Below are 23,008 nucleotides of genomic sequence, written 5' to 3'. Positions count from 1 at the left end.
ATCAGGACAACAAGCGGTCTGCCGCGGCGACTTTGCGCTTGATCCGCCCCAGCATGGCCGTCATCCCGCGCATGCGCAGCGGTGTGATGGCCCGGGTGAGGCCCAGCAATTCGGGCATGTCGTCGGGAACAGCCAGGATCTCTGCGGCAGTCAGCCCGTCCAGCCCCTCGTGCAAAACCCCCGCGAAGCCGCGCGTGGTGGGCGCCTCGGGCGGTGCCTTGAAGTACAAACGGTACGCGACGCCGTCGGGGGTCTTTTCCTGCTCAATGGTCAGGAACAGGGGCGACTGGCACTCCACCACTTGCTCCAGGAGCTCGGGGTGGTCCAGCAGCCGTTCCGGCAAGGCCGGGAGCCCGCGCGAGAAATCAAGCAACAGCTGAAGGCGATCGGGCTCGGTCAGTGCCTGGAAGTCATCGACAATTTCCGCCAGTGCGGCGGGCAAGGTATTGGTACTCATCACTTCCAGCTTACGCAGGTCCGGGCCGGTCTGGCTCCCTGTTGCGTCAATATGGCCGCGCCGGGACGGCAAGGCACGGAGGTCCGGACTACTTTCCGGCGAGTGCGGGGACGGAGCCCCGCTCGGCGCCCTTGACGATCGGGACGCGCACTGCATTGCCCCACTCTGTCCAGGAACCGTCGTAGTTGCGGACCGTTTCGAAGCCAAGCAGGTACTTCAGCGCGAACCAGGTGTGGCTGGAACGCTCGCCGATGCGGCAGTAGGCCACGACGTCGTCGCCTTCCGTGAGGCCTGCTTCTCCGAGATAGAGGTCCTCAAGTTCGGTCCGGTTGCGGTAGGTGCCATCTTCGGCAGCGGCGCGTGCCCACGGGATCGAGGCTGCGGTGGGAATGTGGCCTCCACGCAGGGCGCCTTCTTCGGGGTAGGCCGGCATGTGGGTGCGCTGGCCGGTGTATTCCTCGGGGGAGCGGACGTCGATCAGGGGCTTGCCGAAGTGAGCCAGGACATCGTCCTTGAAGGCGCGGATCGGGGCGTCGTTGCGTTCGATCACAGGGTATTCGCCCGCGGCGGGCTGGGGGACGTCGGTGGTGACTTCGCGGCCTTCGGCGATCCACTTGTCGCGGCCGCCGTCCAGGAGCCGGACGTCTTCGTGGCCGAAGAGGGTGAATACCCAGAGGGCGTAAGCGGCCCACCAGTTGGACTTGTCGCCGTAGATCACCACGGTGGTGTCACGCGAGATTCCCTTGGCGGCCGCCAAGGCTGCGAACGCTTCACCGTCGACGTAGTCCCGCGTGACTTCATCGTTCAGGTCGGTGTGCCAGTCGATCTTGACTGCCCCCGGGATGTGGCCGGTCTCGTACAGGAGGACGTCTTCGTCGGATTCGACAACAACCAGCTTGCCGTCGCCGAGCGCACCGCCTTCAAGGGCTGCGGCGAGCCACTCGGTGGACACCAGCCGTTCCGGGTGGGCGTACGCGGCGAACTTCTCGTTCTGTTCAACGGGGTAGGACATTGGTATGGCCTTTCACTGACACTTTCACTGACACCGGGCGGCGCCGGGCGATAGGACGTGCCCGGGCATTAATCCCACAGTATCGAGGGCCAAGGACTAAAGCTCCTCCCCGTTCATATGGTGAAATATGGCCTTCATCACGTGTCCGCCCGGGGCGTGTCATTGCCGGTATTCTTGCTGGGGACTTACGACACGAAGAACGGACCGCATTGGTACAGATCGAACAGCTCGTCGCGCGCACGCCGGCGGCCTCAGCGGATGAGATTCTCAAGGGTTTCTACCCTTCGCCACGGTTCGGAGCGGTGTCCTTCAAGAGCTACCGGCCGGATCCGAACCAGCCCAGCCAAGCCGCGGCGGTCAAGGCCCTGGAAGCTTTCGGGGCGACGGTGGGAGCCGGCGACGGAGACGGTCTTTTCAAGCGCCTTTTCAGCAAGAAAGTCAACACCAGGGCCGGGATCTACCTCGACGGCGGATTCGGCGTCGGAAAGACCCACCTGCTGGCTTCCCTGTGGCACTCCGCTCCCGGGCCGAAAGCCTTCGGGACCTTCGTGGAGTACACCAACCTGGTAGGCGCCCTGTCCTTCCGGAAGACCGTGGAGGCTTTGAGCAGCTACAAGCTTGTCTGCATTGACGAATTCGAGCTCGACGATCCGGGCGACACGGTGCTGATGTCGCGCCTCATGCGTGAATTGTCCGACGCCGGTGTGAAGCTCGCTGCCACGTCCAACACTTTGCCTGGTTCACTAGGGGACGGCCGCTTTGCCGCCGTCGACTTCCAGCGGGAGATCCAGGTCCTTGCGGACCAGTTCGATGTTGTCAGGATCGACGGGGAAGACTTCAGGCACCGCGGCTTGCCCGCAGCCCCGGCACCCTTGAAGACCGAAGACCTTAAGCGGCAGATGCACGCCGAGTTCGATGGCCAGACAGTGGCCGTGGACGATTTCCGCGGCCTGATCGACCACCTCGCGGGTGTCCACCCCAGCCGTTACCGGAAGCTGATCGCAGGAATCGACGCGGTCGTCTGGCGCGATGTCGCAACCATTACGGAGCAGGCCGTTGCCCTGCGCTTCGTGGTGCTGGCCGACCGCCTGTACGACAAGGACGTCCCGATCCTTGCCAGCGGCGTCCCCTTCGACAAGCTCTTCACCGAGGAAATGATGACCGGCGGGTACATGAAGAAGTACTTCCGCGCCGTGTCCCGCCTGACCGCCCTGGCGCGTGAGGGCCAAAACCACGAGCCTTCGTAGGGACCCTGCTGCCCCACTCTAGTTTTGGGGTTCCCTGTCTTTCAGGACCCAACGAACCAGGATTCCGGCGGCGAGTGCCCAGAACGCGGCGCCGATTCCCGCGAAACTGAGGCCCGAGGCTGCGATCAGGAACGTCACGGAGGCTCCGATGCGTTCTTCGGCGACAGCCAGCGCAGAAGCGATGGCGGAGGCCAAGGTGCCCAGCAGGGCCAATCCTGCGACGGCCTCCAGGAGCCCTGGTGGTGCCGCCGCCACGACGGTCACCAGTGCGGCGGAGAACGCTGCCAGCACGAGGTAGGCAAGGCCGGACGTGAAGGCCGCGATCCAGCGCCGGCCCCGGTCCTCACCCGCTTCTTCCCCGGCTGCCAGCGCGGCGCTCAGTGCGGCAAGGTTGATCGCATGTCCACCGAAGGGAGCCCCGAGCGCAGTCCCTGCCCCGGTCACCCACATTGTCTGGCGCCACGGGACGGTGTAGCCGAAGGACCTCAGCACAGCCACCCCGGGAATGTTCTGGGATGCCATGGTGACAATGAACAAGGGCAGCGCGACGCCGGCCACCGAGCTCAGCGTGAAAGCGGGGGTGGTCCACTGCAACCCGGGCAACAACCGGTTCGTGGGAATGCCCGCACCGTTGGCCACGATATAGATTCCAATGACGGCCAACGCCACCAACAATGCGGCAGGGACCGACCAGCGGGGCGCCAGCTTCATCATGACGAGCCAGCAGAGGATCACGGGAGCCACCAGCAGGGGAGCGGTGCCCAAGGCCTTGAACGGGGCAAGGCAGAGGGACAGGAGCACTCCGGCCAGCATCGCCTGGGCGAGGGCCGTGGGAATCTTCGCCATCAGCTTGCCGAGAGCCGGAATGAGCCCCGTCAGGGCGATCAGCACCCCGGCCACAAGGAAGGCGCCGACGGCGGCCGGCCACCCGCCGTCGGGCACTCCGGCTCCTGCCAGTAAAGCGGCGCCGGGCGTCGACCACGCGAGCGTAACCGGCAGGCGCGAGCGCCAGGACAGCCAGAGCACTCCGACCCCGAAGGTGAGAGTGAGGGCAAGCAGCCCGCTGGCGGCCTGTTCCTGAGTGGCCCCCATCGCCCTGAGGCCTGCGAGCACCACTGCGAAGGATGAAGTGAAGCCGACCAGCGCGGTCACGATTCCGGCCACAAGCGGACGGGAGAGCTGCCGCGAAGCGGGCGCTGGACGTGTCTGTCCGGTGTGGAGAGGTGACGCTGGCATAGTCCCTCACGTTACCGGAGCCGCGGCCCGTCTGCCGAGGACGCGGCGGTTAAACGCCAAGGGCACCGGCGGCGCCTCGCGGCGGGACCGGTGCCCCGTTGACGTAACTGTATTCGGGAGCTCTGGCCGGTTGAACCGGCTACGGAGCCTCATTGGCGGAGGGAGCTGTCCGGGCCGAAGCCCTTACAGCAAACCGTCGAGGTTGCCCACGAACCTGGAAGCGGCTCTCTGAACCGCATCTAGTCGTCGATAAAATCGGCGGCCTATTCGATGCCATCCTTGATGGCTTCTTCATTGCCACCAACGAGGTCCTGAACTTTGCCCTTCAGATCGTCAAATAATCCCACGGGCACCTCCTTTCCATCCCGGAGCCAGTTCGCTCCTCCGTTTTCGATCCTAACCCGAGACCTTGGAGGTGCCAAGGGAAAATTTGACTGGGATGTCAAATGCCTCTTGGAGGGGGTCACAGCTGGGCCTCGTGGGCAGAAAGCTCCTGATGGCGGGGACTGTCCGGGTTCATCAGGGAATGCTTGCGGCCGTAGCTGAAATAGATCACGAGTCCGATGGCCAGCCACACGACAAAGCGCAGCCAGGTTTCCCAACGCAACTGCGTCATGAGGAAGGCTGACGCAAGCATGCCGAATGCCGGAACCACGGGCATGAACGGCAGCCGGAAGGTACGCGGCGCGTCGGGCTTCTTGTACCGAAAGATGATGACCGAGAGGCAAACGACGACGAACGCGGCCAGGATACCGATGTTGGTCAGGTCCGCAACGGCCTTGATGGGGAACACGCCCGCCAAGAATGCCGACGCAAGTCCTGCAATCCACGTGACACGCTGCGGGGTGCCATGTCGGTCCGTCTTCGCAAACCAGCCCGGGAGCAGGCCGTCACGGCTCATGGAGAACCAAACACGGGTAACGCCGAGGAGGAAGGTCAACATGACGGTGAGGATGGACAGGACGGCGAACACCGAGATGATGGTGGCGATGACAGGCAGGCCAACACCGCTGAAGGCGGAGGCGAAACCGGCCGTCGGGTTGATGTCCTTGTAATTCTGCATGCCGGTGAGCACCAGCGTCGCCGCAACGTAAAGGAGCATCGCGATGACAAGCGAGAGCACGATCGCCTTGGGCATGTGCTTCTTGCCGTCCTTGGCTTCCTCGGCCGCGGTGCTCATGGCGTCGTAGCCAAACACGGCGAAGAACACGGTGGCCGAACCGGCCACCACCGGGCCGAAACCGCTGGGCATGAACGGGTTGTAGTTGTTGGTGTTGATGTAGAAGATGCCGAGGCCGATGATGAACAGGATCAGGACCACCTTGATGGCCACCGCCACCAGCTCGAAGCGGCCGAAGGCCTTGGTTCCACGGGACAGGATCCAGGTGACCAGCAAACAGACCAGGATGGCAGGCAGGTTGATGATGCCGCCATGCCCCTCGTCCGCCGTCGAGGTCATCCACGCCGGCATGTGGACGCCGATCCCGGAAAGGAACGCGTCGAAGTATCCGGAAATGCCGATCGCGACGACGGCGACGATTGCGATGTACTCCAGCAGGAGGTCCCAGCCGATGAACCATCCGATGACCTCGCCGAGGGCAACGTAGCCGTAGGTGTAGGCGGATCCCGCGCGGGGAATCATCCCGGCGAATTCGGCGTAGGAAAGTGCTGCGGCCGCTGAGGCAAGCCCCGCGACGAGGAACGAAATCAGCACAGCGGGGCCGACGCCCGGCGTGTCCGCGCTTCCGTGCGCCACGAGACCAGCCAGGGAGAAGATCCCGACGCCGATGATGCCGCCGACGCCGATTGCAGTCAGTTGCCAGAGGCCCAGGCTTTTGAAGAGTCCGCTGTGCTTACTTTCCTCCTCGATGTCGTCAATGGGTTTCTTCCTCATGATCGAACGGACGAGTGTTTGTTGATTCACTGTGTGCTCCTGCCTTGTGGCGTTGGCGAATGACTGCCCGAAGAAAAGTATGCGATCCGAATCACATTGGATAAAGTGATTTTTGCTGAGTAGTATCGATCAGTTTTACCGATCCTTCCAACATGCGGACCGCGTAAGCGGGCGTCCAGGGCACAAAAAAAGCAGCTCCGGCGGAGCTGCTTGGATAAATGTCCCTGCTTTAGGTCAGCGGAACCGGGCCGGGACAGGAGGGTGGAGCGGACGACGAGATTCGAACTCGCGACATCCACCTTGGCAAGGTGGTGCTCTACCAGCTGAGCTACGTCCGCACATGATGCTTTCCGGAGGGCCGGACCTTCATCAACAAGCAAGTTGCCTTGCCTTGGTGGGCGATACTGGGATCGAACCAGTGACCTCTTCCGTGTCAGGGAAGCGCGCTACCGCTGCGCCAATCGCCCGGATCGGCATAAGCCGGCCGGCCCGTTGCCGGGACCTTAAAATACGAGAGCGGACGACGAGATTCGAACTCGCGACATCCACCTTGGCAAGGTGGTGCTCTACCAGCTGAGCTACGTCCGCACATGATGCGTTCCGGCGGGCCGGACCTTCATCAACAAGCAAGTTGCCTTGCCTTGGTGGGCGATACTGGGATCGAACCAGTGACCTCTTCCGTGTCAGGGAAGCGCGCTACCGCTGCGCCAATCGCCCAAATGCAATCCGGCCTGGACCGGAAACCAAGGTTTTCACCGAGGTGGGTACGGGATTCGAACCCGTGTATACGGCTTTGCAGGCCGCTGCCTCGCCTCTCGGCCAACCCACCGTGTAAGCACGATTCCTGAGGTTCCAAGAACTCAATGCCGTGACAGTGTCCTGCGAGCGGACGACGAGATTCGAACTCGCGACATCCACCTTGGCAAGGTGGTGCTCTACCAGCTGAGCTACGTCCGCATGTCTTCTTGGACGGCCTGTCCGCAGGGGGCATTCCGTCGCTTTCCGACGAGTAAAAACTCTATAGGAGGTTCCGGGAAACTCCAAATCGATCTGCCCGAATCGTACGCAATGAGCGTTAGTTCCTTGAATTGGCGCGGATTTTGCGAGTTACACCAATGTGATTCACACGCATTTTCGCGGTGGTTGCCCCGATTTTTGAATTCCGGCCGGGGTCGGTTAGTCTTCTTGTGCACGGGCGATTGGCGCAGTGGTAGCGCGCTTCGTTCACACCGAAGAGGTCACTGGTTCGAACCCAGTATCGCCCACCAGGAAAGGGAGCTCCTCCGGCCGCGGAAACGCAGGCCGGAGGAGCTCCCTTTTGTTGTCCGGATGCCACAGGCTAGCGCTGCCCTCCAGCTCCGCCCGGCATCCCGGCCTTGATCAGGTCCATGACCGATGAGTCCGCCAAGGTCGTGACATCCCCGATCGGCCGGTCCTGTGCGACGTCCTTGAGCAGCCGCCTCATGATCTTCCCGGACCGGGTCTTGGGCAGTTCAGCCACCACCATGATCTGCCGGGGCCGGGCGATTTTGCCGATTTCCCTGGCAACATGCTCACGCAGCTCCTGCACCACTTCCGGGCCGCCGTCGCCCGCCTCGCTGCGGAGGATGACGAAGGCGACGATCGCTTGCCCCGTGGTTTCGTCGGTGGCGCCGACGACGGCGGCTTCCGCGACTTTCGCATGCGACACCAGTGCCGATTCGATTTCCGTCGTCGAGAGCCGGTGCCCTGCCACGTTCATCACATCGTCGACCCGGCCCAGAAGCCAGATATCTCCGTCTTCGTCCTTCTTCGAACCGTCTCCTGTGAAGTAGAGACCCGGGAACCGTGACCAGTAGGTCTCCACGTACCGCTCGTCGTCGCCCCAGATGGTGCGCAGCATGGAGGGCCACGGCGCCTTCAGCACCAGATAGCCGCCGGAACCGTTGGCAACCGGCGCCCCCGCGTCATCCACGACGTCGGCCACGATCCCGGGCAGGGCTTTCATGGCGGCACCCGGCTTGCCCGCCGTAACTCCAGGGAGCGGACTGATCATGATGGACCCGGTCTCGGTCTGCCACCAGGTGTCCACAACCGGAGTGCGGTTGTGCCCGATGTTCTCCCGGTACCAGATGTACGCTGCCGGGTTGATCGGCTCGCCCACCGTCCCGATCACACGCAGGCTCCCGAGGCTGTACTTTGCCGGTATCTGGGCGCCCCACTTCATGAATGTGCGGATCGCGGTGGGGGCGCAATAGAGAATCGAAACTTTGTACTTGTCGATGATTTCCCACCAGCGGCCTTGGTGCGGGGTATCGGGAGTCCCTTCGTACAGCACGGAGGTGGCGCCATTGGCCAGGGGACCGTACACGATGTAGCTGTGCCCGGTGACCCATCCGATGTCCGCCGCTGTCCAGAAAATGTCGGAGGACGCTTTCAGGTCGAACACAGCCCAATGCGTGTAGGCGCACGCCGTGAGGTAGCCGCCGGTGGTGTGCAGAATGCCCTTGGGCTTGCCGGTTGTCCCCGAGGTGTACATCACGTACAGCGGATGCTCGGCATCGAAAGCTTCGGCCTGGTGGTCAGTGGACGCCAACTCAACCGACTCATGCCACCAGATATCCCTCCCCTGGATCCAGTCGATCTCCTGGCCTGTGCGTCTGACCACGAGGACGTTGCGGACGTCCGGGCAGTCCAGCAGGGCCTCGTCGACGGCGGGCTTCAGCCCGGTTGCCTTGCCGCGGCGGTAGGCGCCGTCGGAGGTGATGACGATCCGCGCGTCGCAGTCGTGGATCCGCGTCCGCAGGGCGTCCGCGGAGAACCCGCCGAAGACGACAGTGTGCGGAGCCCCGATCCGGGCGCAAGCCAGCATCGCCACGATGGTCTCCGGGATCATCGGCATGTAGATGGCCACCCGGTCTCCTGCCGTGACGCCCAAATCAGTCAACGTATTCGCTGCCTGGCGGACCATGTCAGTGAGCTGGGCATAGGTGATGGTGCGGGTATCTCCGCCTTCCCCTTCGAAGTAGTAGGCGATTTTGTCTCCGCGGCCGGCGACGACATGCCGGTCCAGGCAGTTGTAGGCTGCGTTCAGCTTGCCCCCGACGAACCATTTGGCGAATGGCGGGTTGGACCAGTCCAGGACCTCTGACCATTTTTGCGACCAGTCCAGCCGCTCCGCCTGCCTCGCCCAAAAAGCCAGCCTGTCGGCGTCGGCCTCTTCGTAGTCCGACGCCGTGGCGTTGGCTTGGGCGGTAAAGCCGGCTTCCGGGGGGAATCGCCGTTGTTCGTGCAGCAGGTTTGCGAGGGTTTCATCCGGTTCTGTCGGGTAGTCGGCCATCACCGGTCACCGTGGTCCCACGGGAAGCAGGACTCGTTTGAACGTAAAGTTCGCGACCACCGCGAGGGAGCAGTACCAGGCGATGAGCGCAGTCACAATGCCCAGCCAGCCGCCGAGCATCGTCATGGCGGCGGACGCGGCGAAGGCGCCGATGAACAGGGCGATGAAGGTCAGCGTCAGGGCAACGAAAACCGCGAAGACGCCCATGCTGACACGCCACGCGGCAATGGTCATGTAGGCGGTGAAGATGGCCCACGCCAGCAGGTAGAGGCCGACGCCCTTGCCGGCGTCCGCCGGTGGAAGGCCGGCCGCGCTGAACTGGGCCAGGAACCAGAAGGACAGCCAGAACGCCCCGTACGAGCAGAAGGCCGTCGCGCCGAAGACGTTGCGGTTGGCAAATTCCCAGATCCCGGCGCCGAACTGTGCGAGGCCGCCGTAGAAGAGAGCCAACCCAAGGACCACGGGTTCGTCGCCCTTGGCGATCAGGCCGGCATTGACGACGCTCAAGACAAAAGTGGTCAACGCGAATGCGCCCAAACCCAAGGCTGCAGGATCGGCAAACGGGGGACTGGCGCTCGCCTGCGGGGATGCCGCAACACTCTGGGCTGAGAGGGGGTTTCCAGCCCGGTGACCACTATCGGCCGGGGTGGTTCCCGCGGCAGAACTTGATTCGATACTCATGGCACGACTCCTTGGTCAGCACCAGCACCATCACTGGTGTCGCATATCAGGTTACACCTGAGTATGCAAGTCACAATCGAAACCCCGTGTGGTTCAAATCACAGTATCTTGTGATGTAAGTCACATGTGGGAGCTTCGCTGTTATCCGCGGGGCGCTGCCCTGACCACCCTGTTCCTTCCGAGTGACTTGGCTTCGTAGAGGGCCGCGTCTGCAGCGGCAATCATCGCGGTGAGGTCGACGGCGTCGAACCCGGTGGAGGTGACTCCGTAACTCACGGTAGGAATGTGGATGTCCTCGAGGTCTTTGCGTGCCGCCAAGGCACGATTGATGTCGGCCGCGATGCTTTCGGCCCGTTCCTGGCTGGCTCCCGGCAAAAGCAGGATGAACTCTTCGCCCCCGTATCGTCCGACCAGGTCGGTGGATCGTACCGACTCGTTGCACGCAGCCGCGAATGCCTGCAGCGCGGCGTCGCCGGCGGCATGGCCGTACTCATCGTTGATCGCCTTGAAGTGGTCCAGGTCGGCCAGGATCAAGGAAGCGACCGAGCTTGAAGCGTGGAGGCGCTCGAGTTCCTGGGTGGCCAGGTCCATGAAAGTGCCACGGTTGAGAAGCCCGGTCAGGTTGTCGCGGGCAGCGCGCTCACTGAGCCGGTTGATCAGCTGATCGTTGCTGAGGGCGGTCATGCTGAAGGACACGGCAACCAGGAGTACCAGCGTGACGAGGCTGGCAATCGACGGGCCAAAATACATCCGGAAGGTCGGGCCGGTGGGACCTTCGACGAGGTAAACGGCAAGGCGGCAAAAATAGTAGGCGGCAAGGAAACCGGCGGCCAAGGCCATCGACTTGTGCACATGGGAGTAGCTGGAATCCAGGCGCCACAGATCGCGGGACGCCAAAGCGATGCCCAGCGTCATGAACCCCAGATATACCAAGCCTCCGGACCAGGTGTTGTAACCGGGGCTCTCCAACACGGAGGCAAGGGCCGTGACCCCACACGCAGTAGCAAACTGCCATTTGGGGGGCGGCAGCATCCTCAAGGACCGGGCGCCGGTCCACACGCTCAGCGCGCCCGCCACCAACAGGACGTTCCCCGAGGGATTCGCCCAGACTTGATGTGGCGTCCCGTTGAGGAGGAAGGCCAGGTTTCCAGCCAGGAAGCACAGGAGTGCGATGCACCACCACCCGTTGTAGGACGATCGCGTGCGCCTGAAGGATGCATAGAACAAAAGGAGCAGCGTCAGGGCGACAACGCCAAGGGCGACTCGCAGGGTTGTTATATCGAGGACCAAGATTTGCTCCCGTAGCCGAGGACGTGACCAATTATGGCACCGTGAGTCACAGAACCAAGTGCACCATGCGTACGGTCTTGTTAACTAGCGCGCTAAATAGCGCGCCCGGGACGTCTCGTGGTCGGCCACAAAGGCTCCGCGTCTTCTTGTCAGCGGTGTGTGAAAGAGTTTTCCCATGACAGATCCACTGCTTGCCCATGCCACCGAATACGGCCGGATGTATGCCCGGTCCACGTCCGAGGCCTTCTCGGTTCCTTCCATCACCACGGTGATCGGCCAGCAGGCCCATTCCCTGGACGGCTGGTTCGGCTACATGGGTGCCAGCAGCTTGGCGAAAGACCCCGAACTCCCGCAGCACCTTTCCAGTCCTGCCAAGTTGAGGCAGGCGGTCAACAAAGCCGCCAAGGCAGCGGAGGTGTACCGGGACGACGCTGCGCGCCGCGGAGACCGCGTGCACAACTACTGCGAGCAAGTGGCGCTCCGCGCCCTCGGACGCCCGCACCGCGTGAAGGAAACACTCGATGAGCTCGTTTCACACGGAGAGGAAGCGTTCGCGGCCCGCTTCGATGAATGGTGGGAGTTGTACCGGGTGGAACCCATCGCGCCCGAGATCACCGTGTGGAACGCCAGCGTGGGCTACGCCGGAACCCTGGACCTCGTGGCCAAAATCAATGGCAGGGTCTGCCTGATCGACTACAAGACCAAAGGCACCACCCGCGATGGAACGGTGAAGCCCCTCGATGACAAGGTGGTCATGCAGCTTGTCGCGGGAATGAAAGCCGAGGAGAGCCTTGTGGATCCAGTGGCAGGGGAGTGGGAGCCGTGGAAATACGGTGAAAACCCGGTTCTCCTCGCGGTGGCTATCGGCGAGACCGAAGTGCGTCCCCAGCGGGCCAACCCGGACGTCCTCAAACACCATTGGTGGAAGTTCTGCGCCTTGAAGAGAGTGTGGGAGATGTCTGCCGACGTGGCCGCAGCCGGAACGGCGCTGCTCCCTGTGGCTCCGCCGTCGTACCCTGCCGCCACGGCATCCGCAGGCTCAACTAAACTGGCCTAGGCCCCTTTTGACGGGACCGAAGCTTCGCCGATCGTGAGGAAAGACAGCACATGGCCATTTTGAGTATCCGTATCATCGGCGATCCCGTGCTCCGCACAGTTGCTGATCCAGTCACGGAATTCGGGCCTGAGCTCGCCAAACTTGTGTCGGACATGACCGAGACGATGGAAGACGTGGACGGTGCAGGGCTCGCCGCGCCGCAGGTCGGCGTGAGCCAGCGGGTCTTCACCTACCGGATCGGCGGCGTGGAAGGCCACATCATCAACCCCGTGCTCGAGAGCAGCGATGATTTCCAGCCCGACGAAGTGGAAGGCTGCCTCTCCATTCCCGGACTCGCGTTCCCGGTCCGCCGCCGCAGGACCACCCGTGCCACCGGCGTGGACCTGCACGGCAATCCCGTGTCCGTCGAGGCGGAGGGCATGCTTGCCCGCTGCTTCCAGCACGAGACCGACCACCTTGACGGGATCCTGTTCACTGACCGCCTCGAGGGTGAGGACCGGAAAACCGCCCTCCGGGCCATCCGCGCGGCGGACTACCACTCCGTGACCGAACGGACCACCGCCAAGAGGGCCAACACCGTGGGCTCCAGCTTCGGCAGCTTCGGCGCCGCCGAATGAGGGTGCTCTTCGCCGGCACTCCGGCCGTCGCCGTCCCCTCCCTTGACGCGCTGATCGAGGCGGGTTTCGAGGTCGTGGCGGTGCTGACCAGGCCGGATGCCCCGACCGGCCGCAAACGGATCCTGACGCCGTCGCCCGTGGCAGCACGTGCCGCTGAACTCGGCATCGACATCATCCACGCCTCCAAGGTGGACGCCGGGACAACGGAGCGGATCGCTTCATATGAGCCGGACGTCGCCGCAATCGTGGCCTATGGAGGCCTTGTCCCCAAAGCCGCACTCGGTGTGCCGCGCCACGGCTGGATCAACCTCCACTTCTCCCTGCTCCCCGCCTGGCGGGGCGCCGCACCGGTCCAACGCTCAGTCATCGCCGGCGATGACATCACCGGGGCGGCCACCTTCCACCTGGAAGAAGGACTCGACACCGGGCCGGTTTTCGGGACGTTGACGGAAACCGTCCGCCCCGAAGACACGGCGGGCGACTTGCTGGAACGGCTCTCCCGCAGCGGCGCGGTCCTGCTCACCCAGACTCTGTCCGCCGTCGAGTCCGGCAGTGCGGCTCCGGTGCCCCAGCAAGGCGACGTTTCGCTCGCGCCCAAACTGACGCTCGACGACGGCCGGCTCGACTGGAGGCAACCGGCCCTCGCCATCAACCGCAGGGCCCGGGGGGTCACCCCCGAACCGGGAGCGTGGACCATGCTCGACGGGCAGCGGGTCAAGCTGGAACCCGTGGGATTGCGCCCGGACATCCGGGACCTTGCACCCGGCAAGATCCGGATTGACGGCAAGAACGTCCTGGTCGGGACCGGATCCCATGCGGTGCAGCTCGGGCAGATCCAGCCTGCGGGCAAAAAGATGATGCCGTCGGCCGATTGGGCCCGTGGTTTGGCAACACCAGAAAGCGTGGAATTCGAATGAATGAGTCCGGCCGGCGCGGCTCCGACAACAGTGGGAACAGGGACGGCGGTAGCCACGGCAACCGCGGTCCCCGCGGCGAAAGCAGCCGCAACGCCCAAGGCCGCGAACGCAACAGGGGCCCGCAACGCGGTTTCACCACCAACGCACCGTCCCAGCGGACCCGACGCGCGGATCCGGCGCGACTGGTGGCCTTCGAAGTCTTGCGCGCGGTCGCTTCGGAAGACGCGTATGCGAACCTCGTGCTGCCCTCACGGATCCGCCACCACCACCTCGACAAGCGCGACGCCGGATTCGCCACCGAACTGAGCTACGGAGCGCTGCGCGGCCAAGGAATGTACGACGCCGTCCTGGCCGAGTGTGTCGACCGGCCGCTCGACCAACTCGATCCGGCAGTCCTGGATGCATTGCGGCTGGGTGCCCACCAATTGCTCGCCATGCGCGTTCCTGCGCACGCAGCCCTCGACCAGACTGTCGGGCTGGCCCGCGCGGTCATCGGGGCCGGCCCGTCGTCGCTCATCAACGCCGTGCTCCGAAAAGTCACCGCCCGGACGCTCCCGGAGTGGCTCGACCACCTGCTGGAGAACGAGACCGACGAAACCAGGATCGCCTCCATACGCCATGCGCACCCGGAATGGATCGTCAGGGCGCTGCGCCAGTCGCTCGTCATGCATGGCCGTCCCGCGAGTGAAATCACCGAACTGCTCGAAGCCGACAACGCCGCCCCTGTGGTGAACCTCGTGGCGCTTCCCGGCATCGGCAACCTCGATGAAGCCCTGGAGGACGGGGCCACTCCCGGTGAACTCGTGATCGACTCGGCGCTGTCCAGCGGCGGCGACCTGGGGCGCATGTCCTCCATCCGCGAGGGCACCACGCGCGTCCAGGACGTCGGATCGCAGCTGGTAGCCCGCGCCGTCGCGGGTGTGGACCTCGGACAGGCCACCCAAGACGGCGAGAAATGGCTGGACCTGTGTGCCGGTCCAGGCGGCAAGGCCGCGCTGCTGGCAGCCCTCGCCCACCAGGAAGGTGCGACCCTCCTGGCCAACGAACCGGCGGAACACCGGGCCAAGCTGGTCAGCCAAGCCCTCTCTGCGGTTCCCGCGGGCTCCTGGACCGTGAGGGTTGGCGACGGCCGCGACGTCGGCACGGAACAACCGGGGGGCTTCGACCGCGTGCTGGTCGACGTTCCCTGCAGCGGCCTGGGCGCCCTGCGGCGCAGGCCCGAGTCGCGCTGGCGCCGGACCCCCAAGGACCTTGCCGATCTCGGACCGCTGCAGCGTGAATTGCTCCATTCGGCCATCGACGCCGTCAAACCGGGCGGAGTGGTGGCGTACGTGACGTGCTCCCCGCACCCGGCCGAAACCACCGCCGTCGTCAGCGATGTCCTGCGCAAGCGGGACGACTTGGAGCAGATCGACGCCGGTGCGGCCCTGGACGCTGTCAGCCTGAGCGGCAACCTCGGCGCCGGGCACGAGTTGACCGCCCAGCTGTGGCCGCACGTGCATCAAACCGACGCGATGTTCCTGGCGCTGATCCGGAAGAAGCCGTAACCTTCGGCGCCTTTCCCCGGCTGAACGTCCCGCGTACCTAAGCTGGAGAATTGCCACAACCACCAGACCGCCACCAACACTGAGGGAACTGCCTTGACTGAGTGCTGTATCAACCCGAGCATCCTGTCCGCGGACTTCGTGAACCTGGAAGCCGAGCTGAAGAGAATCAGCAACGCCGACGCCGTCCACGTCGATGTCATGGACAACCATTTTGTGCCGAACCTGACGCTCGGCCTTCCGGTGGTGGAGCGGATCCAGGCCGTGAGCCCGGTGCCGCTCGACGCCCACCTGATGATCGCCGACGCCGACCGCTGGGCACCGGCCTACGCCGACGCAGGCGTGGCTTCCGTGACTTTCCACGCGGAAGCGGCGATGGCTCCCATCAAGCTCGCGCGTGAGCTCCGTGCCCGCGGTGCGAAGGCAGGCATGGCCCTCCGTCCGGCCACTCCGGTGGAACCGTACCTGGACATGCTCAGCGAACTGGACATGCTCCTCATCATGACCGTGGAGCCTGGCTTCGGCGGGCAGTCCTTCCTGGACGTGACCCTGCCGAAGATCCGGCGGGCGCGGGCGGCGATCGAGGGCTCGGGTATCGGCGTCGCCATCCAGGTCGACGGCGGCGTGACCGAGGAGACCATTGTCCGGGCAGCAGAAGCCGGTGCGAATGTGTTCGTTGCGGGCTCCGCGGTGTACGGACATGAGGACCCCGCTGCCGCCATTAAGCGGCTCCGGGCGGCAGGCCTCGCGGCAATGTGACAACAATGACGCAATGGCATGCATATTGCACCGGGAATACATCGTCCATGCCTCCAGTTGTGTCAGAATAGCAACACACATACGTGCTCCGGGGTCGGTGTAATTCCGAACCGGCGGTTATAGTCCGCGACCCGCGAGCCATCGCGTTTCCCTCACGGGATTCTCGACGGCGGACGGTTGAACTGGTGGAACTCCAGTACCGACAGTTAAAGTCTGGATGGGAGAAGCACGTACAGTCATGCTTGGGCGTTTCGTGCGCCCGGCATCGCGCTGTCGTACACCCCCGGAGCCATCGCGGCATTCGAGGGAAGGAACGACATGGACTTTCTGCGATGGCTCTTCGAAGCACAGATTCCCGTAGGCGGATCTGTGCTTGTTCTTCGCGAAGTGCTAGGCAACATTTTCGGGCTCACCAGCGCCCTGGGCGGCATGCGCCGCAAAGTCTGGGCATGGCCCATCGGAATCGCGGGCAACCTGCTCCTGCTCACGGTCTTTCTGGGCAACGTCTTCGGCGCCGCCTCGCCGGCAACCCTGTGGGGCCAGGCCGGACGCCAGATGATGTTCATTACGGTCGCCGTCTACGGCTGGTACCGCTGGCGCCGGGGACTCGAAGCAGGCGCGCATGGCCACGCCATCGTGCCCGGCTGGGCAAGCCCCACAGCGCGGGTCGGCATGGTGGCCGCCATGATTGCGGGAACAGCCGCACTCACTCCCGTCTTCGCTTCCATGGGTTCCTACCCCCCTGTGTGGGCGGACGCCTGGACCTTCATGGGTTCACTCCTGGCGACGTATGGCATGGCGCGCGGCTGGACCGAATTCTGGCTGATCTGGGTCGCCGTGGACATTGTGGGCGTTCCCTTGCTTTTCAGCGCGGGCTATTTTGCCAGCGCCTTCATGTACCTCTTTTACGGGTTCTTCACCCTTGCCGGATTCTTCGTCTGGTGGCGCGCAGACCGACGTGAAAGCCGGCCGCTCAGGCCAACGCCCGAGCCGGAAACCGCAGGAGCCCTCTCATGAGCGACGCTATTGAACCGAATTTTTCGGAAGCTGAGTCCGCGGCCATGGACACGGCGCTGCACGTGGCCCTGCGGGGACACCGTGGTGCCAATCCCTTGGTGGGTGCGGTTGTGCTCGGGCCCAACGGAGAACAGCTCATCACGGGTTACCACCGCGGCGCAGGCACGCCACATGCCGAGGCGGATGCGATCGCCAAGGCGAAGGCGAAAGGCCTCGACCTCGCGGGAACAACCATGGTGGTGACCTTGGAGCCTTGCAACCACGTAGGTCGCACAGGACCGTGCACCACTGCGATCATTGACGCCGGCATATCACGGGTGGTTTACGCCGTCGATGATCCCCACGATCCAGCCGCTGGCGGTGCCGGCAGGCTGCGCGCTGCCGGCGTGGATGTGCGGTCCGGGCTCGCCGCGGCCGAGGCTTTGAAGCTGAACCGCGAGTGGTTCAACGCGGTGGACGCCAGGCGCCCCTTCGTCACGCTCCACATTGCCCAGACCCTCGACAGCAGGATCGCGGCCGCCGACGGAACCAGCCAATGGATCTCCAGCCCTGAATCGCTTGCCGACAACCACGGATTGCGGCGCCTGATCGACGCCATACTTGTGGGCACCGAGACCGTCCTGGTGGACAACCCTCGGCTGACGGCGCGGGAGAGTGACGGCGTGGAATCGCCAAGCCAGCCGCTCCGGGCCGTCATGGGGCTGCGGGAGGTCCCGGCCGATGCCGCCGTGCGGGGGCCTGACGGCAAGTTCATCCATTTGCCGACCCGCGACCCGTCAGAGGCCTTGGAGTTGCTGTTCGCCGAAGGCGTCCGGCACGTCATGGTGGAAGGCGGCTCCCGCATCCTGAGCGGCTTCCTCGCCGCCGGCCTGGTGGATGAACTGATCGTCTATCTTGCGCCCACCCTGTTGGGTGCCGGTACGCCTGCCCTCATGGATCTCGGCATCTCCACCCTCGCCGACGCCCAGCACTGGAACTGGGACGACGCCGGTGGCGGCGCGGTCCATGCGCTGGGCCGGGACCTCAGGCTGCATTTGAGGTCCGGACCATCGGACGGAAACAAACCGGCCTGGAGCAAGTCGCACACCGAACACCACGAACCATTTCCGGGCAAGGACGCCTCGGACACCACCACAGGAGGACACTGATGTTTACCGGAATCGTCGCTGAACAAGGCACGGTCCTGTCCGTCGAGCACGACGGCGAGGCCAGCGCCACGCTGCGCCTCACGGCCCCGAGCACCACCGAAGGCCTTGGCTTAGGGTGCTCCATCGCGGTCAATGGCGTGTGCCTCACCGCAACGGACATCGACGGCCGGGAGTTCAGCGTCGACGTCATGGGCGAAACCCTCGTCCGCACCACTATCGGCGAGCTTGCCGCCGGTGATTCGGTGAACCTTGAGCGTTGTGTCCAGGCGGGCGGCCGCTTGGACGGCCACGTCGTGCAGGGCCACGTCGACGGCGTCGGGCAGCTTCTGGAGCGCGAGTCGCTGGGTAACTGGGACCGCCTCCGCTTTGCCGTGCCGGCTCCGCTGGCACGGTACATCGCCGAAAAGGGCTCGATCGCCGTCGACGGCGTTTCACTCACCGTCACTGCCGTCAGCCCGGCCGAAGAAGTGAACCCCTGGTTTGAGGTGGGACTCATTCCCACCACGCTGGACGAAACCGGGCTCGGGGCCAAGGTCACGGGCGGGCGCGTCAACCTTGAGGTGGACGTCCTCGCGAAATACACCGAGCGACTGCTCTCCTTCGGTTCGGCAACCGCCGCTGGGTCTGCCCAGTGAGCGCCGCACACAACGGCAGTACCGCAGTGGTGCGCCAGGGGCTGGACCCGGTGGAGAAGGCCGTCAAGGCCATGGCAGCCGGCCGTCCCGTCATCGTGGTGGACAATGAAGACCGCGAAAACGAAGGCGACATCATCTTCGCCGCCGAACACGCGACGCCTGCCCTCATGGGCTGGACCATCCGCTACAGCTCGGGAGTCATTTGCGTTCCCCTCGAGGAGTCGCGGGCCGATGCCCTGGCGCTGCCGCCCATGGTCCTGGTCAACGAAGACGCCAAAGGCACGGCGTACACGGTGTCCTGTGATGCTGCGCTGGGCGTAAGCACCGGCATTTCCGCCACGGACAGGGCCTTGACCGCCCGGATTCTGGCTGATTCCAGCAGCACTCCGTCCTCGATCACGCGGCCCGGGCATATTTTTCCGCTCCGGGCCGTTAAGGGGGGAGTGCGTGAACGTCCGGGACACACGGAGGCGGCAGTTGATCTCTGCAGGCTTGCGGGGCTCGCCCCGGTGGGCGTGATCGCCGAATTGGTACATGACGATGGTGAAATGATGCGCCTGGACAGCCTCCGGGAGTTCGCTGCCGAGCATGGATGTCCTCTGATTTCGATCGAGGACCTCGTGGCTTATGTTGTAGCGTCGGAGGCGGGGCACCAGGTTGCAATTCCGGCAGGAAACGAGGAACAGCGATGACCACAGCGACAACGCAGGACGGCGGCACGCCCGCGCGCGCAACGCATCCCGTGAGCGGCGGCCCGATTGTCCAGCTACCCACCGCCTTCGGTGAGTTCGTGGCACAGGCGTGGACCGACCTCGCCACCGGGGCAGAGCACCTGGCGGTGAGTTCCCCGAAAGCGCCGCTTGCCGGCAAGCCTCCCCTGGTGCGCCTGCATTCCGAGTGCCTCACAGGCGACGTTTTCGGTTCGTACCGCTGCGATTGCGGCGAACAGCTGGCCTACGCCCTGGAACTCATCCGCGAAGAGGGCGGGACCCTGCTCTACCTTCGTGGACAGGAGGGCCGCGGCATCGGCCTGGCCAACAAGATCAAGGCCTACGCCCTGCAGGAGGCCGGATTCGACACGGTCGAGGCCAACGAGCAGCTGGGGCTCCCCGTGGACGCCCGCTGCTACAAGGCCGCCGCCCAGATCCTCGCCGAAATGGGCCTTCATGAAATCCGGCTCCTGAGCAACAACCCGGACAAGCAGAACCGGCTTGCCGCGGCCGGCGTGAAGGTGGTCGAGATGGTGCCCACCGAGGTCCCGTCCCGGGAAGAAAACCTTCGGTACCTCCAGACCAAGAAGGACCGCATGGACCACCGCCTGACCCTCGGTGACGCTGAACCGGCCGGCACGCACGCAACTGCCGGCACGTTTGACCTCGAACAAGACTGAACTTCACCCTTAAGACTGAACGGATCACCACACACCCATGAGCGGACACGGCGCCCCTACCATCGACCTCACCACCCTCAATCCCGAGGAAACCCACCAGCTGAAACTCGCCATCGTGGCTGCCAGTTGGCACACCCAGATCATGGATGGCCTTCTCGACGGCGCGCTGCGTGCCGCCAAGGAAGCCGGCATCGCCGAGCCCACGGTGCTGCGCGTCCCGGGATCCTTTGAGCTTCCCGTCGCAGCTGCACGGCTCGCGCCGCACTTCGACGCCGTCGTTGCCCTCGGCGTCGTCATCCGCGGAGGCACGCCGCACTTCGACTACGTGTGCCAGGCGGCGACGTCGGGGCTCACCGAAGTAAGCGTCCGCACCGGCGTGCCGGTGGGCTTCGGCGTGCTCACCTGCGACACCGAGCAGCAGGGTCTGGACCGCGCCGGGCTGGACGGCTCGTCCGAGGACAAAGGCCACGAAGCCGTGACCGCTGCGCTCTCCACTGCGCTGACCCTCAAGCAGTACGCCTAACAGCGACGAAAGGGATGTGGGCGTGCCGGCACACGTTGTGCGTTCGCTCACATCCCTTCCGTCATTCAATGACCCGACAGGCGGTCACCGGCCGCGAGCAAGTAGGCTGTAGGGCGTGAAGAATTTCGAGACGCTGTTCGCAGAACTGAGCGAAAAGGCAGCGACCCGTCCGGCAGGCTCCCGCACCGTGGCCGAATTGGACTCCGGAATCCACGGCATCGGCAAGAAGGTCGTGGAGGAAGCCGCCGAAGTCTGGATGGCTGCAGAGTATGAATCCGATGAAGCCGCAGCCGAGGAAATCTCCCAGTTGCTCTACCACCTGCAGGTCCTGATGCTCGCCAAGGGTCTGGGCCTGGAAGACGTTTACAAGCATCTCTAGCCACGTCCGCTCGGTCCGGACCTGAAAAGGTCCTGGCAGAGCCCAGCGTGGCCCCCGCTGACTGCGCCGTCTCTTCCGGGAAGGTCTCTTCCGGGTCCCGTTCCGCGGAAGAAAGGAACAGCGCCGTGAGCACAATGCCTGAAACCTCCCCTTCCACTTCCCAAGAAAGTCCCCCATGCTGCGAGTAGCCGTCCCCAACAAGGGCTCCCTGTCCGAAGCCGCCTCCGCGATGCTGACCGAGGCGGGATACCGCCAGCGCCGCGACACCCGTGAACTGGTCATGGTCGATCCCGACAACGACATTGAGTTCTTCTTCCTCCGCCCCCGCGACATCGCCGTGTATGTAGGCCAGGGCACCCTCGACGTCGGTATCACCGGCCGCGACCTCCTCCTGGACGCGCAGGTCGAAGCAGAAGAGCTGCTTCCCCTTGGCTTTGCCGCGTCCACCTTCCGTTTCGCCGGGCCTGTCGGCGACTTCACCGGCGTCGAGCAGCTTGAAGGCAAGCGCCTCGCCACGAGCTACGACGGCCTCCTGCGCGACTACCTCGCCGAGCGCGGCGTCAAAGCCAAGGTGGTCCGCCTTGACGGCGCCGTCGAGTCTTCCGTGCGCCTCGGCGTCGCCGACGCGATCGCTGACGTCGTCGAAACCGGCAACACGCTCAAGGCTGCCGGAATGGAGATCTTCGGAGAGCCCATCCTCAAGTCCGAAGCCGTCCTGATCCGCCGCACCGGCGAGGGTGGTGCCGCAAACGGCACGGCGAAGGAGATCGAGGTCCTGATCCGGCGCCTGCAGGGCGTTCTCGTCGCCCGTCAGTACGTCCTCATGGACTACGACATCCGCAAGGACCTTGTGGAAGAAGCCGCCACCCTCACCCCGGGCCTCGAATCGCCCACGGTGTCGCCGCTGCGCGACTCGGATTGGGTTGCCGTCCGTTCCATGGTTCCGAAAAAGGAAACCAACCGGATCATGGACGAGCTGTACGACCTCGGCGCCCGCGCCATCCTGGTCAGCAGCATCCACGCCTGCCGCATCTGACACGAGACCATCGAGGAGCAGCAATGGCTGTAGCAGTACGGGTCATCCCTTGTTTGGATGTCGACGCCGGCCGTGTGGTGAAGGGCATCAATTTCGAGGGTCTGCGCGACGCCGGAGACCCCGTGGAGCTTGCGCACCGCTATGACAACGCCGGGGCGGACGAACTCACGTTCCTTGACGTCACGGCGTCGTCGGGCAACCGGGAAACCACGTTCGACGTCGTTCGCCGCACCGCCGAGGAAGTCTTCATCCCGCTGACCGTCGGCGGTGGCGTCCGGGGCGTGGCCGAAGTGGATAAGCTCCTGCGTTTCGGCGCGGACAAGGCCTCCATCAACACGGCCGCCGTCGCACGCCCTGACGTCATCGATGAGATCACCCGCCACTTCGGATCGCAGGTGCTGGTCCTGTCGGTTGACGCGCGGCGGACCAGGCCCGGCTCCGAGCCCACGGCGTCCGGCTTCGAGGTGACCACGCACGGTGGACGCCAAGGGACCGGAATCGACGCCATTGCGTGGGCCAAGGAAGCCGCGGACCGCGGTGTGGGGGAGATCCTCCTGAATTCGATCGACGCCGACGGTACCAAGGACGGCTTCGACCTGGAACTCATCCGCCTGGTCCGTGCGGCCGTCCACATCCCGATCATCGCCTCCGGCGGTGCCGGCAAACCGGCGCATTTCCCGCCGGCTGTTGAAGCAGGTGCCGACGCCGTGTTGGCCGCGTCAGTGTTCCACTTCGGCCCGGATGACATGATCGCCCAGGTCAAAGCCGCGATCCGCGAAGCAGGCTTCCTGGTCCGCTAGCGGGTCCCACCCCAACTGACTCGCAGTTGTTGTCGTTTTGAGCGCTCATA

22 protein-coding genes, 7 tRNA genes and 1 riboswitch are annotated in these 23,008 nt (G+C 64.5%); of the genes, 16 read left to right on the top strand and 13 right to left on the bottom strand.

All coding sequences use genetic code 11. From position 1 onward, the window contains the following. Nucleotide 1: 1 nt before the first annotated feature. Together QRN45_RS06260 and QRN45_RS06255 are read right to left on the bottom strand one after the other, a co-directional pair. Nucleotides 2–457: a SufE family protein gene (locus tag QRN45_RS06260; RefSeq protein WP_171983380.1), complete on the bottom strand. Its 456-nt coding sequence runs from the start codon at nucleotides 455–457 to the stop codon at nucleotides 2–4. Between the two features lie 88 nt (nucleotides 458–545). Next, nucleotides 546–1,469 (bottom strand): sulfurtransferase, encoded by a 924-nt coding sequence (locus tag QRN45_RS06255; protein ID WP_078105484.1) that lies wholly within the window; start codon nucleotides 1,467–1,469, stop codon nucleotides 546–548. A gap of 209 nt (nucleotides 1,470–1,678) precedes the next feature. Between QRN45_RS06255 and zapE the strand changes: the two genes are divergently transcribed. Next, a complete protein-coding gene (gene zapE / locus QRN45_RS06250) occupies nucleotides 1,679–2,716 on the top strand; it encodes a cell division protein ZapE (RefSeq protein ID WP_078105483.1) in 1,038 nt (345 codons plus the stop codon). Between the two features lie 18 nt (nucleotides 2,717–2,734). On the opposite strand, the gene QRN45_RS06245 is transcribed toward zapE, so the two are convergent. The 8 genes from QRN45_RS06245 to QRN45_RS06205 form a co-directional block, all read right to left on the bottom strand. Next, nucleotides 2,735–3,952: a benzoate/H(+) symporter BenE family transporter gene (locus QRN45_RS06245; protein WP_284762701.1), complete on the bottom strand. Its 1,218-nt coding sequence runs from the start codon at nucleotides 3,950–3,952 to the stop codon at nucleotides 2,735–2,737. A 463-nt stretch (nucleotides 3,953–4,415) separates the two neighbouring features. Then, nucleotides 4,416–5,846, bottom strand: a complete 1,431-nt coding sequence (locus QRN45_RS06235) for an amino acid permease (RefSeq protein WP_413542317.1) — start codon at nucleotides 5,844–5,846, stop codon at nucleotides 4,416–4,418. Nucleotides 5,847–6,108: 262 nt separating this feature from the next. After that, a tRNA-Gly gene (locus QRN45_RS06230) sits at nucleotides 6,109–6,184 on the bottom strand. A gap of 54 nt (nucleotides 6,185–6,238) precedes the next feature. Beyond that, nucleotides 6,239–6,313 (bottom strand) — tRNA-Val (locus tag QRN45_RS06225). 48 nt (nucleotides 6,314–6,361) lie between these two features. Beyond that, a tRNA-Gly gene (locus tag QRN45_RS06220) sits at nucleotides 6,362–6,434 on the bottom strand. A gap of 54 nt (nucleotides 6,435–6,488) precedes the next feature. Beyond that, nucleotides 6,489–6,563: transfer RNA gene (locus QRN45_RS06215), tRNA-Val, on the bottom strand. Between the two features lie 41 nt (nucleotides 6,564–6,604). Beyond that, a tRNA-Cys gene (locus tag QRN45_RS06210) sits at nucleotides 6,605–6,675 on the bottom strand. A gap of 55 nt (nucleotides 6,676–6,730) precedes the next feature. Continuing rightward, nucleotides 6,731–6,803: transfer RNA gene (locus QRN45_RS06205), tRNA-Gly, on the bottom strand. Nucleotides 6,804–7,039: 236 nt separating this feature from the next. On the opposite strand from QRN45_RS06205, the gene QRN45_RS06200 reads away from it, so the two are divergent. Next, nucleotides 7,040–7,114, top strand: a tRNA-Val gene (locus tag QRN45_RS06200). Nucleotides 7,115–7,185: 71 nt separating this feature from the next. On the opposite strand, the gene acs is transcribed toward QRN45_RS06200, so the two are convergent. The 3 genes from acs to QRN45_RS06185 form a co-directional block, all read right to left on the bottom strand. Beyond that, entirely contained in the window at nucleotides 7,186–9,165 is a 1,980-nt protein-coding gene (gene acs, locus QRN45_RS06195; protein WP_284762700.1) for an acetate--CoA ligase, read from the bottom strand. A gap of 6 nt (nucleotides 9,166–9,171) precedes the next feature. Then, the gene (locus QRN45_RS06190; protein ID WP_078105473.1) at nucleotides 9,172–9,846 is read right to left on the bottom strand and encodes an acetate uptake transporter; all 675 of its coding nucleotides are present in this window, start codon (nucleotides 9,844–9,846) and stop codon (nucleotides 9,172–9,174) included. A gap of 141 nt (nucleotides 9,847–9,987) precedes the next feature. Further along, nucleotides 9,988–11,136: a GGDEF domain-containing protein gene (locus QRN45_RS06185; protein ID WP_264637758.1), complete on the bottom strand. Its 1,149-nt coding sequence runs from the start codon at nucleotides 11,134–11,136 to the stop codon at nucleotides 9,988–9,990. Nucleotides 11,137–11,311: 175 nt separating this feature from the next. Here QRN45_RS06185 and QRN45_RS06180 point away from each other — a divergent pair, with 175 nt between their 5' ends. The 14 genes from QRN45_RS06180 to hisF all read left to right on the top strand — a co-directional run bounded on the left by QRN45_RS06180 (nucleotide 11,312) and on the right by hisF (nucleotide 22,958). After that, entirely contained in the window at nucleotides 11,312–12,193 is an 882-nt protein-coding gene (locus QRN45_RS06180) for a cytochrome (protein WP_284762699.1), read from the top strand. Between the two features lie 50 nt (nucleotides 12,194–12,243). After that, nucleotides 12,244–12,810, top strand: coding sequence for a peptide deformylase (def, locus tag QRN45_RS06175; RefSeq protein WP_078105470.1), 567 nt, complete (start codon nucleotides 12,244–12,246; stop codon nucleotides 12,808–12,810). Beyond that, nucleotides 12,807–13,727, top strand: a complete 921-nt coding sequence (gene fmt / locus QRN45_RS06170; protein WP_284762698.1) for a methionyl-tRNA formyltransferase — start codon at nucleotides 12,807–12,809, stop codon at nucleotides 13,725–13,727. The genes def and fmt overlap by 4 nt, the downstream gene beginning before the upstream one ends. Next, nucleotides 13,724–15,274, top strand: coding sequence for an RsmB/NOP family class I SAM-dependent RNA methyltransferase (locus QRN45_RS06165; RefSeq protein ID WP_284762697.1), 1,551 nt, complete (start codon nucleotides 13,724–13,726; stop codon nucleotides 15,272–15,274). Before fmt ends, QRN45_RS06165 begins: the two co-directional genes overlap by 4 nt. A 93-nt stretch (nucleotides 15,275–15,367) precedes the next feature. Beyond that, complete coding sequence (gene rpe, locus QRN45_RS06160; protein WP_284762696.1) at nucleotides 15,368–16,030, top strand: ribulose-phosphate 3-epimerase; 663 nt, start codon at nucleotides 15,368–15,370, stop codon at nucleotides 16,028–16,030. Nucleotides 16,031–16,109: 79 nt separating this feature from the next. Next, nucleotides 16,110–16,264: riboswitch (FMN riboswitch) on the top strand. 84 nt (nucleotides 16,265–16,348) lie between these two features. Continuing rightward, a complete protein-coding gene (gene pnuC, locus QRN45_RS06155; RefSeq protein ID WP_284762695.1) occupies nucleotides 16,349–17,047 on the top strand; it encodes a nicotinamide riboside transporter PnuC in 699 nt (232 codons plus the stop codon). After that, a complete protein-coding gene (gene ribD, locus QRN45_RS06150; protein ID WP_284762694.1) occupies nucleotides 17,044–18,195 on the top strand; it encodes a bifunctional diaminohydroxyphosphoribosylaminopyrimidine deaminase/5-amino-6-(5-phosphoribosylamino)uracil reductase RibD in 1,152 nt (383 codons plus the stop codon). The genes pnuC and ribD overlap by 4 nt, the downstream gene beginning before the upstream one ends. Continuing rightward, entirely contained in the window at nucleotides 18,195–18,830 is a 636-nt protein-coding gene (locus QRN45_RS06145) for a riboflavin synthase (RefSeq protein ID WP_284762693.1), read from the top strand. Before ribD ends, QRN45_RS06145 begins: the two co-directional genes overlap by 1 nt. Continuing rightward, complete coding sequence (ribB, locus tag QRN45_RS06140; RefSeq protein WP_139359513.1) at nucleotides 18,827–19,522, top strand: 3,4-dihydroxy-2-butanone-4-phosphate synthase; 696 nt, start codon at nucleotides 18,827–18,829, stop codon at nucleotides 19,520–19,522. Before QRN45_RS06145 ends, ribB begins: the two co-directional genes overlap by 4 nt. Then, nucleotides 19,519–20,220 carry a GTP cyclohydrolase II gene (gene ribA, locus QRN45_RS06135; RefSeq protein WP_241708275.1) on the top strand — a complete coding sequence of 234 codons (702 nt, stop codon included), beginning with the start codon at nucleotides 19,519–19,521 and terminating at the stop codon, nucleotides 20,218–20,220. Before ribB ends, ribA begins: the two co-directional genes overlap by 4 nt. 37 nt (nucleotides 20,221–20,257) lie before the next feature. Then, on the top strand, nucleotides 20,258–20,743 hold the full coding sequence (ribH, locus tag QRN45_RS06130; RefSeq protein ID WP_078105461.1) for a 6,7-dimethyl-8-ribityllumazine synthase: 486 nt from the start codon (nucleotides 20,258–20,260) through the stop codon (nucleotides 20,741–20,743). Between the two features lie 115 nt (nucleotides 20,744–20,858). Beyond that, entirely contained in the window at nucleotides 20,859–21,122 is a 264-nt protein-coding gene (locus QRN45_RS06125) for a phosphoribosyl-ATP diphosphatase (RefSeq protein ID WP_078105460.1), read from the top strand. A 175-nt stretch (nucleotides 21,123–21,297) separates the two neighbouring features. Continuing rightward, nucleotides 21,298–22,158: an ATP phosphoribosyltransferase gene (gene hisG / locus QRN45_RS06120; RefSeq protein WP_078105459.1), complete on the top strand. Its 861-nt coding sequence runs from the start codon at nucleotides 21,298–21,300 to the stop codon at nucleotides 22,156–22,158. Between the two features lie 23 nt (nucleotides 22,159–22,181). Next, a complete protein-coding gene (gene hisF / locus QRN45_RS06115) occupies nucleotides 22,182–22,958 on the top strand; it encodes an imidazole glycerol phosphate synthase subunit HisF (RefSeq protein WP_078105458.1) in 777 nt (258 codons plus the stop codon). The last annotated feature ends 50 nt before the right edge of the window (nucleotides 22,959–23,008 follow it).

Source organism: Arthrobacter sp. efr-133-R2A-63, from assembly GCF_030209795.1.
Lineage (GTDB): Bacteria > Actinomycetota > Actinomycetes > Actinomycetales > Micrococcaceae > Arthrobacter > Arthrobacter bambusae_A.
This window is presented reverse-complemented; position numbering and strand designations above follow the sequence as displayed.